The organism is Bradyrhizobium sp. CCGUVB4N (assembly GCF_024199945.1).
GTDB lineage: Bacteria > Pseudomonadota > Alphaproteobacteria > Rhizobiales > Xanthobacteraceae > Bradyrhizobium.
Genome location: NZ_JANADP010000001.1, coordinates 8910237 through 8922856, shown reverse-complemented (window position 1 = coordinate 8922856; position 12620 = coordinate 8910237). Strand labels below are relative to the sequence as shown.

Here is a 12620-nt window from a genome sequence, read left to right as displayed (position 1 = left end):
GACATCCAGTTTGAGGCTGCTTCGTACAACGACACCTGCATCCGGAACGCACCACCTCGCGCCCCCTTCCATTTCCCGTCCTCCGACCCCAGATAAAGCGCCATGGTTTCCCAATCCCCTGACATGAAAACCGGGTCTGAAGGCCCGGTTCGCGCACCATCCGCGGTTCCCATCGATGATGCCGTGTTGCCCTACGAGGTCGATGCGCTCGATGTGCGTGGGCGCCTGGTTCGGCTTGGCCCCGCGCTCGACGAGATCCTGACCAAGCACGATTATCCCGCGCCGGTCGGCAAGCTGCTCGGCGAGGCCATCGTGCTGACCACGCTGCTCGGCTCGGCGCTGAAATTTGAAGGCCGCTTCATCCTGCAGGCACAGACCGACGGGCCGGTGTCGTTTCTGGTGGTGGACTATCAGGCGCCGGATCGCCTGCGCGCCTATGCGCGTTTCGACGCCGAACGCCTCGGTGACACCAAGGATTCCGGTACGCTGCTCGGCCGCGGCCACCTCGCCATGACCATCGACCAGGGTCCCGATATGAGCCGCTACCAGGGCCTGGTCGCGCTCGACGGCGGCAGCCTCGAAGATGCCGCCCACGAATATTTCCTGCGCTCCGAGCAGATCCCGACGCGCGTCCGCCTCGCGGTCGGCGAGGAGTGGCGCTCGAGCGACGGCGGCAAGCATCGCTGGCGCGCCGGCGGCATGCTGATGCAGTTCTTGCCGAAGGCGCCGGAGCGCGCGCGGCAGGCCGATCTGCATCCCGGCGATGCGCCCGATGGCCTCGAGGTGCACAGCGTTGCCGAGGACGATGCCTGGGTCGAGGCGCGCTCGCTGATCGAAACCGTCGAGGACGTCGAGCTGATCGATCCCGATCTCTCCGGCGAGCGGTTGCTCTATCGCCTCTTCCACGAACGCGGCGTGCGCGTGTTCAATCCGCTTGTCCTGAAAGCGCAATGCTCCTGCTCGCGCGATGCGGTTGCCTCCATGCTGAAGAGCTTCTCGCCGGACGATCGCTCGGCGATGGTCAAGGACGACAAGGTCGTCGTGACCTGCGAGTTCTGCTCATCGGTGTACGAGTTCACGCCGGATGAGGCAGGCGTCGAGGACGCGTAGCGCGGTATCGTAGGGTGGGCAAAGCGAAGCGTGCCCACGATCTCGTGCATTTCGACGGAAATGGTGGGCACGGCGCGTTGCGCCTTTGCCCGCCCTACGGCACCGTCATCCGCCGCTAATTCAACACCCGCTTGTTGTCCGGGCTGTCCAGCGAAAACGTCGGCACGTCGATCTCGAACCGTTCGCCGCTTTCGCTGACCATCTGGTAGCGGCCGGTCATGAAGCCGGAGGCGGTCGAGAGCGGCACCCCGGAGGTGTATTCGAAGCGCTCGCCGGGGGCCAAGGTCGGCTGCTCGCCGACCACGCCTTCGCCCTTGACCTCCTGTTGCCGGCCGGAGGCGTCGGTGATGATCCAGTGCCGCGTCTTGAGCTGCACGGTCTCGTCGCCGGAATTGGTGATGACGATGGTGTAGGACCAGAAATAGCGCGAGCGGTCGGCCGACGACTGTTCCGGAACAAAGTTCGGCTCGACGGTCACTTCGATCTGGCGGGTCACGGCGCGGTACATGACTGCCATCATAACGAAAACCCTGCCGGGAACCAAACGCCGCAGGCGGCTTTCGCGACATCGTCCCGCCAGAATTGACAGGAAAGTACACCCGTATGTGATCCGGCCGCTTTGCGAGGCGGCGACGGGACCGGTACAATCCTCATACGTCGCGATTTGCGGAAGGGTTTTTGGGCCCCGATGACCATTGCCGATCAAGTGACGGGATCGACGATCGCGGGAACCGCGGGTGCCAAGCCCGCGGAGGCCAAACCCGTGGCGCGTGCGCCGGCGATCACGCTGCCGGCGATCGGCGAGCGCGAGCTCAGGCTCGACCTGTTCCGGGGCCTGGCGCTGTGGCTGATCTTCATCGACCATCTGCCGCCGAATTTGCTGACCTGGTTCACGATCCGCAATTACGGCTTCAGCGACGCCACCGAAATCTTCATCTTCATCTCCGGCTACACCGCCGCGTTCGTCTATGGTCGCGCCATGCTGGAGAGCGGCTTCGTCATCGCCACCGCGCGCATCCTGCGTCGGGTCTGGCAGATCTATGTCGCCCACGTCTTCCTGTTCACGATCTTCCTCGCCGAGATCTCCTACGTCGCGACCAGCTTCGAGAACCCGCTCTACACCGAAGAGATGGGGATCATGGATTTCCTCAAGCAGCCCGATGTCACCATCGTGCAGGCGCTGCTGTTGCGCTTCCGCCCCGTCAACATGGACGTGCTGCCGCTGTACATCGTCTTGATGCTGGCGCTGCCGCTGATCCTGTGGTCGATGAAGTGGCGGCCCGACGTGACGCTCGCACTGTCGGCCGCCCTCTATGCGGTGACCTGGGAATTCGACCTCTACTTCTCGGCCTATCCGAACGGCTTCTGGGCGTTCAATCCGCTGGCCTGGCAGCTGCTGTTCGTGTTCGGGGCATGGTGTGCGCTCGGAGGTGCGCGACGCATGTCCCGCATTCTGGCGTCGCCGGTCACGATGTGGATCTCGATCGCTTATCTCGTCGCGGCGTTCTACGTGACGCTGACCTGGTACGTGCCGCAGCTCGGCCATCTCATGCCGAAGCGGCTCGAGCAGTGGATGTATCCGATCGACAAGACCGACCTCGACGTACTGCGCTTCACGCACTTCCTGGCGCTGGCCGCGCTCACCGTGCGCTTCCTGCCGCGCGACTGGCCGGGCCTGAAATCGCCCTGGCTGCGGCCGCTGATCCTGTGCGGCTCCCATTCCCTCGAGATCTTCTGCCTCGGCGTCTTCCTCGCCTTCGCCGGCCATTTCATCCTGGCCGAGGTCTCCGGTGGACCGGGCATGCATGCGCTGATTAGTCTCTCCGGAATCCTGATCATGTGGGGCGTTGCCTGGGTGATTTCGTGGTACAAGCAGGTGGCCGACAAGAGCGGTACGAAAACCAAAGCCGCCGCCGGCAACGCCGATCTGGCGGGAGGGGGCTGATGAAGGCGAAGGTTCTCCTGAGCCTGATCCTGCTGTGCGCTGGTCTCGTCGCGCCTTCGGCGCGCGCCGGCGAAGCCGTGCCTGCCGCGCCCGCAGCCTGCGAATTACCGCCTTATTTGCTCGCCACCGACAGCCAGCTCCACAAGGTCGCCGACACCGTCAAGGCCGGCAAGCCGCTGGAGATCCTGGTGATCGGCAGCCGCTCCACCACCATTCCATCCTCGGAGGACAGCTCCTATCCGGCGCGGATGCAGGCCATGCTGAAGGACAAGCTGCCGCCTGCGGAGACCGTGCACGTATCCGTAGAAATACAGAGCAAGAAGACAGCGGAGGAAGCCGCCAGTACCTTCGTTAAGCTGATGGAAGCAAAAACACCTACTTTGGTCATCTGGCAGACCGGGACCGTGGATGCTATCCGCTCCATCGATCCCGATGATTTCCGCGGCGCCGTGACCGAAGGGGTCGCTGCGTTGCAAAATGCAGGGGCTGACGTCGTCTTGATGAATTTGCAGTACAGCCCGCGTACCGAAACCATGATCTCGGCGCCGCCTTATCTCGATAACATGCGGGTGGTGGCGCAGGAGCATGATGTCCCGCTGTTCGACCGCTTCGCGATGATGCGGCAGTGGAATGACCAGGGTCAGTTCGACCTGTTCAGCCCCTCCCGCGGCCCTGAGCTGGCGAAGCAGGTCCATGATTGCATCGGCCGGGCGTTGGCACAGTTTGTGATCGACGCCGCCCATCTGGGGCCGGCCCAGCAGCAAAATTGAGGTCTAGCGTTAATGAGTTCTCTCCGCCCTTTTGGCCCGACGACATGGCTGGCCGCGCCCGCAGCGGCGGCGCTGCTGATGCTGACGCCCGTGGTGTTGCGGGCCCCTGCGCGCGCTCAGGCTGCCCAGGCGACGCCGGCGCCGCAGCAGGGCGCTAATCCCGCACCGGCATTACCGTCCCAGACCACGATTGCCGCGACGTCCTCCGCCGAGCAGCGTGGCCTCACCTCGCGCGCCATCGACAAGGTGAAGCAGGTCGCGAAATCCGCCGGCGACATTTTCAGCCGCGTGCCGTGTCTGTCGCCGAAGGGCGGTGCGAACACGATGGGCTCGCTGCCGCATGTCGCGAGCAAGCTCATCGCCGGCAAGCCCGTCGTGATCGTCGCGTTCGGCTCGTCGTCGACGGCGGGCTACGGCGCGAGCTCGCCCGACTTCAACTATCCGAACCGTCTCGCTGCGCAGCTGCGCCGGCAATATCCCACCGCTGACATCACCGTCATCAATGCCGGAATCGGCGGCGAGGACGCGCCCGAGATGATGAAGCGCCTCCAGAAGGAGGTGATCGACGTGCATCCGGATCTCGTGATCTGGCAGGTCGGCACCAACGCCGTGCTGCGCGATCTCGATCCCGGCGACACCGCCAAGATGGTCGAGGACGGCGTCACCCGCATCCAGGCCGCAGGCGATGCCGACGTCGTGCTGGTCGACCCGCAATATTCGCCGCGCGTCACCGAGCGTCCCGAAAGGGCAAGCAGGATGGTGAAGCTGCTCGGCAAGGTCGCCGAGCTCCGTCACGTTGGTATCTTCCCGCGCTTCGAAGTGATGCGCGACTGGCATGAAAAGCAGGCGCTCCCGGTCGAGAGCTTCGTCATCGCCGACGGCCTGCACATGAATGATTGGGGCTATGCCTGCTTCGCCCAGCTGCTCGGCGACGATATCATCCGCTCGGTCGGCCAGATCAAGCTCGGCGTGAACGTGCCCGCGGACGTGCGGACGTACCGGCCGATGTGATTTGTCGTCCCGGCGAACGCCGGGACCCATACCGCGTGATCTATCGGTGGATTTCGGCGCTAGTACCGGAGACCGCTTAACTACCAGTCTTCGCCAAACCTAATCCTGTGGTTATGGGTCCCGGCTTTCGCCGGGACGACAGGAAGCTCTCACGCCTTCTCCAGCGCCGCGGTCAGATCCTCGATCAGATCGTCGGCATGCTCGAGCCCGGCCGAGAAGCGGATGAAGCCTTCGCCGATCCCGAGCTCGGCGCGCACTTCCGGCGTCAGCCGCTGATGCGTCGTCGTCGCCGGATGCGTGACGAGGCTCTTGGCGTCGCCGAGATTGTTCGAGATCTTTGCAAGCTTCAGCTCGTTGAGCACGCGGAACGCCGCCGCCTTGCCACCCTTCACCTCGAAGCCGACCAGCGTCGAGCCGCCGCGCATCTGCTTCTTCACCAGCGCCGCCTGCGGATGATCGGCGCGGCCGGGATAGACCAGTCGCGCGATCTTCGGATGGCTCGCCAGCACGTCGGCGATGCGCGCCGCGGTGTCGGTCTGCGCGCGCACGCGCACGCCGAGCGTCTCCAGGCCCTTGAGCAGGACCCAGGCGTTGAACGGCGAGATCGACGGCCCGGTCTGGCGCATGAAATTATGAATGTGCTCGGCGATGAAGGCCTCCGAGGACAGGATGATGCCGCCGAGACAGCGGCCCTGGCCGTCGATGTGCTTGGTCGCGGAGTAGACGACGACGTCGGCGCCGAGTGCGAGCGGGCTCTGCCAGATCGGCGTGGCGAACACGTTGTCGACGACGAGCCGCGCGCCGCCGCTATGCGCGATCTCGGCGATGCCGGGAATGTCGAGCACGTCGAGCGTCGGATTGGTCGGGCTCTCCAGGAAGAACGTCTTGGTGTTCGGCTTCAGCGCGCGCTGCCATTCGTCGAGATTGGCGCCGTCGACCAGCGTGGTCTCGATGCCGTAGCGGGGCAGCAGATCCTGAATGACGTAGAGGCACGAGCCGAACAGCGCGCGAGACGCGACGACATGGTCGCCGGCTTTCAGCGGCGCCAGGATCGCGGTCGTCACCGCGGCCATGCCTGTTGCCGCTGAACGCGCGGCTTCGGCGCCTTCGAGCTCGATCATGCGGCGCTCGAACATCGCGATCGTCGGGTTCGAGTAGCGCGAGTAGATGAAGCCGGGGTCCTCGCCCTTGAACCGCGCCTCGCACTCCTCGGCGCTGTTGTAGACATAGCCCTGGGTCAGGAACAGCGCCTCCGACGTCTCGCCATATTGCGAACGCAGGGTGCCGGAATGGACCAGGCGGGTTTCGGGACGGTAGGTGGCAGGCGACTTCGACATAGGACCCTCCGACATGACCGTTGACGCGAAAACGGTCACAAAAAAACCGGCCTGGAAATCTCCACGGGCCGGGATCACAGAGGTCCCCGGCCTGTTTAGCGACTTATTTAACGTGGCTGCAAGCCGGCCGGCTCAAATCACCACGGGATAAGTGATGCTCATATTCCGCAATGCCCTTTTCGTCAAGGCGTCCATCGGATAGCCGTAAAAGGCTAGTATTTCCCGCATGTCCGGATGTATTTGACCCCCGATGAGGACCCCCGGTTGACGTTCACGGTTGCCGCCGACGCCAATGGTATCCTGCCCGACCGCATGATCGCGGCGATGGCGGAAGAGGGCCTCATCCTGCCCGCGTACGATTTCGTCGAAAGCCAGATCCAGCCGGCGAGCCTCGATCTGCGCCTCGGTGACATCGCCTATCGCGTGCGCGCGAGCTTCCTGCCCGGCCCCGGTGCCACCGTCGCCGAGCGCATCGATCAGTTGAAGCTGCACGAGTTCAGCCTCGCCGACGGTGCGGTGCTGGAGACCAACTGCGTCTACATCGTGCCGCTGCTCGAGAGCCTTGCGCTGCCGCCGGAGATCGTCGCGGCCGCCAACCCCAAAAGCTCGACCGGGCGGCTCGACGTCTTCACCCGCGTGATCGCCGACGGCACCCGTCGTTTCGACATGATCGGCGCCGGCTATCACGGTCCGCTCTATGCCGAGATCAGCCCGAAGACATTTCCGGTGCTGGTGCGCGAGGGCTCGCGCCTGTCGCAGGTGCGCTTTCGCACCGGTGACGCCATCCTCAATGCCGACGCGCTCGATGCGCTGCATGCCACCGAGCGTCTCGTCGATATCGACGATGCGGATCTCACCGGCGGCGTTGCCGTCTCCGTCGATCTCTCCGGTGAGAAGGGCACGGGCTTCGTCGGCTATCGCGCCAAGCGGCACACCGGCGTGGTCGATGTCGATCGCCGCTCCGGCTACGCGGTGGAAGATTTCTGGGAGCCGATCTCGGCCCGTCCCGATGGCAGCCTGATCCTCGATCCCGGTGAGTTCTATATCCTCGCCTCCAAGGAAGCCGTGCAGGTGCCGCCCGATTACGCCGCGGAGATGGTGCCGTTCGATCCGCTGGTCGGCGAATTCCGCGTGCACTATGCCGGCTTCTTCGATCCCGGCTTCGGCTATGCCGGCGCGGGCGGGCTGGGATCTCGCGCCGTGCTGGAAGTGCGCTCGCGCGAAGTGCCGTTCATCCTCGAGCACGGCCAGATCGTCGGCCGCCTCGTCTACGAGAAGATGCTCGCGCGCCCCGACGCCATGTACGGCCAGCGCATCGGCTCAAACTACCAGGCGCAGGGCCTGAAGCTCAGCAAGCATTTCCGGGTGTAGCTGCACACACGCTGTCATGCCCCGGCTTGACCGGGGCATCCAGTACGCCGCGGCCTATCGGCTCCATCACAATCGCCTCTGGAATACTGGATCGCCCGGTCTTCGCCGGGCGATGACAGCGGAGATTGCGTCACCCGATCCGCGATGACACACTCCCGCAAAACAACAAGCCGGGAGCAAACGATGACCGCAGCTGACGCCGCGCAACAAGCCCAATGGAAACGCTGGCGCGCGGTCGCCGACCTCTATCACGCTTACTTCACCGGCCTCATCCTCACCGTGGTCACGCGGCGCGGCACGGCGGACGCCGCTGAATTTGTCTTTCGCGTCTTCCGTCGCCAGCAGCAGGAGCGCTTCCTGCCGGGGCTCAAGAAGCTCGGGATCGATCATCTGCCGCCGGCGGTGGCGGCGGCTCAGTATCATTATCTCTCCAACTGGATCGGCGGTGTCCACGTCGAATACATGTATGAGAGCGACACCAAGGCCTGGATCCGCTATCCGCCGCCGCGCTGGATCTGGAAGGGCCCGGCGATCTGCGGCGTGCCGGGCGAAGTCTCGCGCGCAATGCTGCGCGGCTGGCACGCCAACAACGGTGTCGCGCTCGGTGATCTCCGCCTGGGCTTCGTCTGCACCAAGCAGAGCGTTGATGGCCAGGACGGGCTCGAAGGCTACTACCATCAATACGATCATCCGCTCGAGCTCGACCAGCGCCTGGTCTTTGCGCGGCACCTCGAAGCGCCGCTGTTCGACGCGAAGACGGCACCGGCTCTGCCTGTCGCAAACTGGCCGAAGCCGCGGCTGGAAAAGGCCTATCGCAACTACGCGATGGAATATGTCCGCACGGCTGCTCCGGTGATGGTGCAACTGTTCGGGCCCGAAGATGCCGGCTATCTCCTGCGCATCACCGGCAAGCTGATCGGCATGCAGTTCTTCGACGAGATCGCAGAGCCGCTGGCCATGCGCCGCGGCGGCGCGAGCGAGTTTGTATCCTTCCTCAACGCGCTGTTCGCCGCGCAGGACGATACGGCCGAGACGATACAGTCCGAAGGCAGCTTCGAAATCCGGCAGCAGAGCTGGAAGCTGATGGACGATGTCGCCGATTATCACAGTGCCTGCGCAAAAGTGCTGGAAGGGCTGTTCGAGGGGCTTGCTGCGGGATGCGGCCGGCATATCGGCGTGCATTTGCGACCGACGGCAGCCGGCCGGCCGCCGCTGGTCTGGACGATTGAATAGGTGAACGGTGCTGCGGCGGCTTCACCTCGCCCCGCTTGCGGGGAGAGGTCGCATCCCATCGCAGATGGGATGCGGGTGAGGGGGCACAGGTCCGTCGGCAGTCTCACGTGCGGAGAAAGGCCCCTCACCCCAACCCTCTCCCCGCAAGAACGGGGAGAGGAAGAACCACAATTCCGCGGGCTGAAATGCGCTCCCGCAGGGGCACGCCTGCACCTGACGCAGGAGCAATCGGCAGCCGTCGTGCTAACAAATGCCCACCGCGCTTTCCGCGCGAGGAAATGAATTGGCACACCTAAGCATTGCCGCGCCGCAAATGGCGCTTATGCCCGGGAGAGGAAATGACGGACATCGCCGAGATCCCGGTCGATGAGCAGGAACGTCCGCTGCCGCCGCCACCGCGCCCTGCACGGAGCGCGCTGACCGACGGGCCGATCCTGCGCACGCTGCTGGGGCTCGCCTGGCCGAACGTGGTCGCGCTGTCCGCTGGTACCTGCGTGGTGATCGCGGAGACCTCCTATATCGGGCGTCTCGGCGTCGAAGCGCTGGCCGCGATGGCGCTGGTATTTCCGACAGTGATCCTGACCATGACGATGTCGGGCGGTGCCATGGGCGGTGCCGTCGCCTCGGCCATCGCACGTGCGCTCGGCGCCGGCGATCGCGAACGCGCCGGGACACTGGCCGCGCATGCGCTGCTGATCGGCATCAGCTTCGGCCTCGTCTTCATGCTGGGCATGCTGATCTTCGGACCTCAGGTGCTCACGATGCTCGGCGGCCGTGGCACCGTGCTGACGCATGCGATCGCCTACACGCAGGTGTTTTTCGGCGGCGCCTTGCTGCCCTGGCTGCTCAACACCATGGCCGGCGTGCTGCGCGGCACCGGCAACATGAAGCTGCCATCGCTTCTGATCCTCAACTCCGCGGTCTGGCAGATCGTGCTGGGTGGCACGCTGGGCCTCGGGCTCGGACCCTTCCCGCAGCTCGGCATGCGTGGCGTCGCGGCCGGCGCGCTGATCGCCTACTCCATGAACATCTGCGTGATGGGCTGGTATCTGTTCTCGGGCCGTGCACGCGTCGTTCCAAAACTGCGGGGCTTGCGCATCCAATGGGCGATGTTCTTCGACATCCTGAAGGTCGGCGCCATCGCCTGCTTCTCGCCGCTGCAATCGGTGCTGACGATCTCGATCTTCACCCATATGCTGGCCAAATTCGGCACCGCGATCCTCGCCGGCTACGGCATCGGCGCGCGGCTCGAATTCCTGCTGACCTCGATCGCGTTCTCGTTCGGCATCGCCTCGGTGCCGATGATCGGCATGGCCGTTGGTGCCGGCCGCATCGGGCGCGCGCGGCGCATCGCCTGGATCGCGGGCGCCAGTGCCTTCGTTGCCGTCGGCGCACCGGCCTGTCTCGTTGCACTGTTCCCCGACCTCTGGGTCAACATCTTCACGGACAGCGCGACGGTGCGCGCGACCAGCCATCAATATCTGTCGACGGTGGCACCGTTCTACGCCTTCATCGGCCTTGCCTCGACGATGTACTTCTCGTCGCAAGGCGCGGCCAAGGTGATCGGCCCGGTGCTGGCGCAGACCGCCCGTCTCATCTACATCGCGACCTGGGGCTGGTGGCTGTCGACGCATGATGCGACGGCGCAAAGCTTCTTCTGGCTCGCCGCGAGCTCGATGGTCGTGCTGGGCCTGCTCTCAAGCTCGAGCGTGGTGCTGACACGCTGGGGACCGCGCGAGACGAAGCCGGCCGTGCGGCCTGTGCTGTCGGTTGTCGACTAGCGGATGATCCGGAAAAGTGGGAACCGGTTTTCCGACAAGATCATCCGCAAACAAGAAGCTGAAGCGCGGCGGCGATATGCCGGCGCGAGCTAGCGATGCCTGTGGCGGCGATGGCCTCCGCCGCCGACATTGGCGAGCCGCATCAATTGCGGGATCATCGCCATCATGTCGCCGCCGCCGGCGCCGCCGAGCATGCCCATGATATCGCCGCCGCCCATGCCGCCAATTCCCATCGGCATGGTGCCGCCGCCCATCGGCGTGTAGCCGCCGTAATTGGGCGCGCCGTAGCCGCCGCCGAAATTGCCGCCGGCGAGGCCTCCCATGCCGCCACCGCCATTCTCCATCATGCGGCTCATCATCGGGCCCATGGTCTGCATCAGCATGGCGAAGCGGCGCTTGCCCATCTTCGCCTTCATCATCTCCAGCATCGGCGCCATCTGGGTCATCATGTCCTCGCCGCCGGCACCTCCGCCGCCGCCCAGGAACTGCGCCTTCGCCGGCGAGCTCGCGACCGAAAACAGCAGCAGCACGGCGGCTGCCTGGCAGATCACCTTGTCCGCACCTCTCATGGCATGCTCCTCGCGTGCGTGGCGTCGCCGGGAGAGCGAGGCCAACCGGACGCACGCGGCCATGGTTACGGCGGCGCAGGGTGGCGTTCTGTGAGAAAGATCACGCAGCCATACCCGGAAAGGCCGTGTGCATCGCGGTCACGGCCGCCTTCGTCTGCTCCTGCACATAGGCAGCAAGCTCGTTCGGCAGCATGTCGATGATCCAGACCAGCCGGCACCTTGCCTCGCCCGCGGCGATCACCTGCACCGAGGCGCTGTAGTGCTTCAGCCGCTCGTTGTCGATCGCGTAGACCAGCCGCTGCCGCGCATCGTCGCAATCGACCAGCACCTCGCGCGCCACCGAGCCGTTCGCGAACGTAACGATGCGCGCATCGCCGTCGAGCTGGCAAGCAGTGACGAAGCCCGGCACCAGCCGCTGATGCAGCGCGCCGAAATCGCGCACCGCGTCCCAGACGTCGTTGGCCGGCGCGGGGAGTGGGATGTCGTTGTAGATGGAGGCCATAACCGTTTCCTCAAATGAAGTCCCGTAGGGTGGGCAAAGGCGCAAAGCGCCGTGCCCACCATCATTCACCGAAATCCTCCCGCGCAGAGCGTGGGCACGCTATCGCTTTGCCCACCCTACGAGTGCTCGCGCTGCGGCTCTAGGTACAAACCGCCTCGACATTGTTGCCGTCGGGATCGATCAGGAACGCCGCGTAGTAGGTCGCACTGTAATCCTTGCGCGGCCCGGCGCCGCCATTGTCGTGGCCGCCGCTCTTCAGGCCCTGGCTGTGAAACGCCTTCACCGCGTCATGGTCCTTGGCGCGAAACGCGATATGCGCGCCGTCGGCCTTGCGGCCCTTGTTCAGATGCAGCCAGAGCGCCGGCTCGCCCTTCGGCCCGAAGCCGGCATAGCCGTCGCCGCTCGAGCACAGCACGTAACCGAGCGGCGCCAGCACCGCGGTGTAGAAACGCGTGGCGGCGTCGAGGTCGGCAACGCGCAGTCCGATATGGTCGTACATGGTCATCTCCATTGCAAAGCGCGCCGCGTGATGGCGCGCGCCGGAGACGACCCTAGTCAGTTGAGGGCAAGCTGCTCTTGGAGAATCTTGCGCTTCACGTCTGACACCCGGTCGAACTTCAATTTCCGCATCAAGCTAGATCGGGTAGCGCCATCTCAAGGCACGGCGCAGCAGCAGGATGACGACGAACAAGACGACCACTATGGACCAATACGGCCATGGGATCGGTCCCTCGTGCCCAAGATGAGCCATGTACAGGGAGAGGCCGAGCAGCGTCAGGGTAAGCGCCGCGGTCGACCAGTACAGCGGTGATCGCGCCAGGCCGCCGGCGGCATATTCGTCGGCCTTTTCGCGCGCACGCCTCACGCGGTAGTAGGCGAAGGCACACAAGCCGATGAAGAGGACCCATTCCATGATTGAACGCTAGCGCAGCGCGCAGGAGGCGGCGATCTATTCTGCTGTCTCTGGTCAACGAAGCCTTAGCAAGGCCTG

General features: G+C 64.9%; 13 protein-coding genes and 1 riboswitch. Of the genes, 7 read left to right on the top strand and 6 right to left on the bottom strand.

Going from position 1 to position 12620, the window contains the following annotated elements; all coding sequences use genetic code 11:
* Nucleotides 1-102: 102 nt before the first annotated feature.
* Nucleotides 103-1110: an Hsp33 family molecular chaperone gene (locus NLM31_RS41625; protein ID WP_254195958.1), complete on the top strand. Its 1008-nt coding sequence runs from the start codon at nt 103-105 to the stop codon at nt 1108-1110.
* 115 nt (nt 1111-1225) lie between these two features.
* Here NLM31_RS41625 and apaG read toward each other — a convergent pair whose 3' ends face one another.
* On the bottom strand, nt 1226-1618 hold the full coding sequence (gene apaG / locus NLM31_RS41620; RefSeq protein ID WP_212302907.1) for a Co2+/Mg2+ efflux protein ApaG: 393 nt from the start codon (nt 1616-1618) through the stop codon (nt 1226-1228).
* Nucleotides 1619-1798: 180 nt separating this feature from the next.
* Between apaG and NLM31_RS41615 the strand changes: the two genes are divergently transcribed.
* The 3 genes from NLM31_RS41615 to NLM31_RS41605 are packed head-to-tail and all read left to right on the top strand — an operon-like array spanning nt 1799 to nt 4836.
* The gene (locus NLM31_RS41615; protein ID WP_254195957.1) at nt 1799-3055 is read left to right on the top strand and encodes an OpgC domain-containing protein; all 1257 of its coding nucleotides are present in this window, start codon (nt 1799-1801) and stop codon (nt 3053-3055) included.
* A complete protein-coding gene (locus NLM31_RS41610; protein ID WP_254134937.1) occupies nt 3055-3825 on the top strand; it encodes an SGNH/GDSL hydrolase family protein in 771 nt (256 codons plus the stop codon). Before NLM31_RS41615 ends, NLM31_RS41610 begins: the two co-directional genes overlap by 1 nt.
* 12 nt (nt 3826-3837) lie before the next feature.
* Nucleotides 3838-4836: an SGNH/GDSL hydrolase family protein gene (locus NLM31_RS41605; protein WP_254195956.1), complete on the top strand. Its 999-nt coding sequence runs from the start codon at nt 3838-3840 to the stop codon at nt 4834-4836.
* 149 nt (nt 4837-4985) lie between these two features.
* Here the strand turns inward: NLM31_RS41605 and NLM31_RS41600 are convergent, their stop codons facing one another.
* Nucleotides 4986-6173, bottom strand: a complete 1188-nt coding sequence (locus NLM31_RS41600; RefSeq protein WP_254195955.1) for an O-succinylhomoserine sulfhydrylase — start codon at nt 6171-6173, stop codon at nt 4986-4988.
* Nucleotides 6174-6247: 74 nt separating this feature from the next.
* A riboswitch (SAM riboswitch) is annotated at nt 6248-6327 on the bottom strand.
* Nucleotides 6328-6407: 80 nt separating this feature from the next.
* Here NLM31_RS41600 and NLM31_RS41595 point away from each other — a divergent pair.
* The 3 genes from NLM31_RS41595 (at nt 6408) to NLM31_RS41585 (ending at nt 10558) form a co-directional block, all read left to right on the top strand.
* A complete protein-coding gene (locus tag NLM31_RS41595; RefSeq protein ID WP_375167524.1) occupies nt 6408-7544 on the top strand; it encodes a 2'-deoxycytidine 5'-triphosphate deaminase in 1137 nt (378 codons plus the stop codon).
* A gap of 183 nt (nt 7545-7727) precedes the next feature.
* Nucleotides 7728-8777, top strand: a complete 1050-nt coding sequence (locus NLM31_RS41590) for a hypothetical protein (RefSeq protein WP_254195953.1) — start codon at nt 7728-7730, stop codon at nt 8775-8777.
* 338 nt (nt 8778-9115) lie between these two features.
* The gene (locus NLM31_RS41585) at nt 9116-10558 is read left to right on the top strand and encodes an MATE family efflux transporter (RefSeq protein ID WP_254195952.1); all 1443 of its coding nucleotides are present in this window, start codon (nt 9116-9118) and stop codon (nt 10556-10558) included.
* An 89-nt stretch (nt 10559-10647) separates the two neighbouring features.
* Here the strand turns inward: NLM31_RS41585 and NLM31_RS41580 are convergent, their stop codons facing one another.
* From NLM31_RS41580 to NLM31_RS41565, 4 genes are all read right to left on the bottom strand, one after another.
* Nucleotides 10648-11127, bottom strand: coding sequence for a hypothetical protein (locus NLM31_RS41580; protein WP_254195951.1), 480 nt, complete (start codon nt 11125-11127; stop codon nt 10648-10650).
* A 100-nt stretch (nt 11128-11227) separates the two neighbouring features.
* Nucleotides 11228-11629 (bottom strand): SRPBCC family protein, encoded by a 402-nt coding sequence (locus tag NLM31_RS41575; protein ID WP_254195950.1) that lies wholly within the window; start codon nt 11627-11629, stop codon nt 11228-11230.
* Between the two features lie 139 nt (nt 11630-11768).
* Nucleotides 11769-12128, bottom strand: coding sequence for a VOC family protein (locus tag NLM31_RS41570; RefSeq protein WP_254195949.1), 360 nt, complete (start codon nt 12126-12128; stop codon nt 11769-11771).
* 135 nt (nt 12129-12263) lie between these two features.
* Nucleotides 12264-12542, bottom strand: a complete 279-nt coding sequence (locus NLM31_RS41565) for a hypothetical protein (protein ID WP_254195948.1) — start codon at nt 12540-12542, stop codon at nt 12264-12266.
* Nucleotides 12543-12620 lie beyond the last annotated feature (78 nt).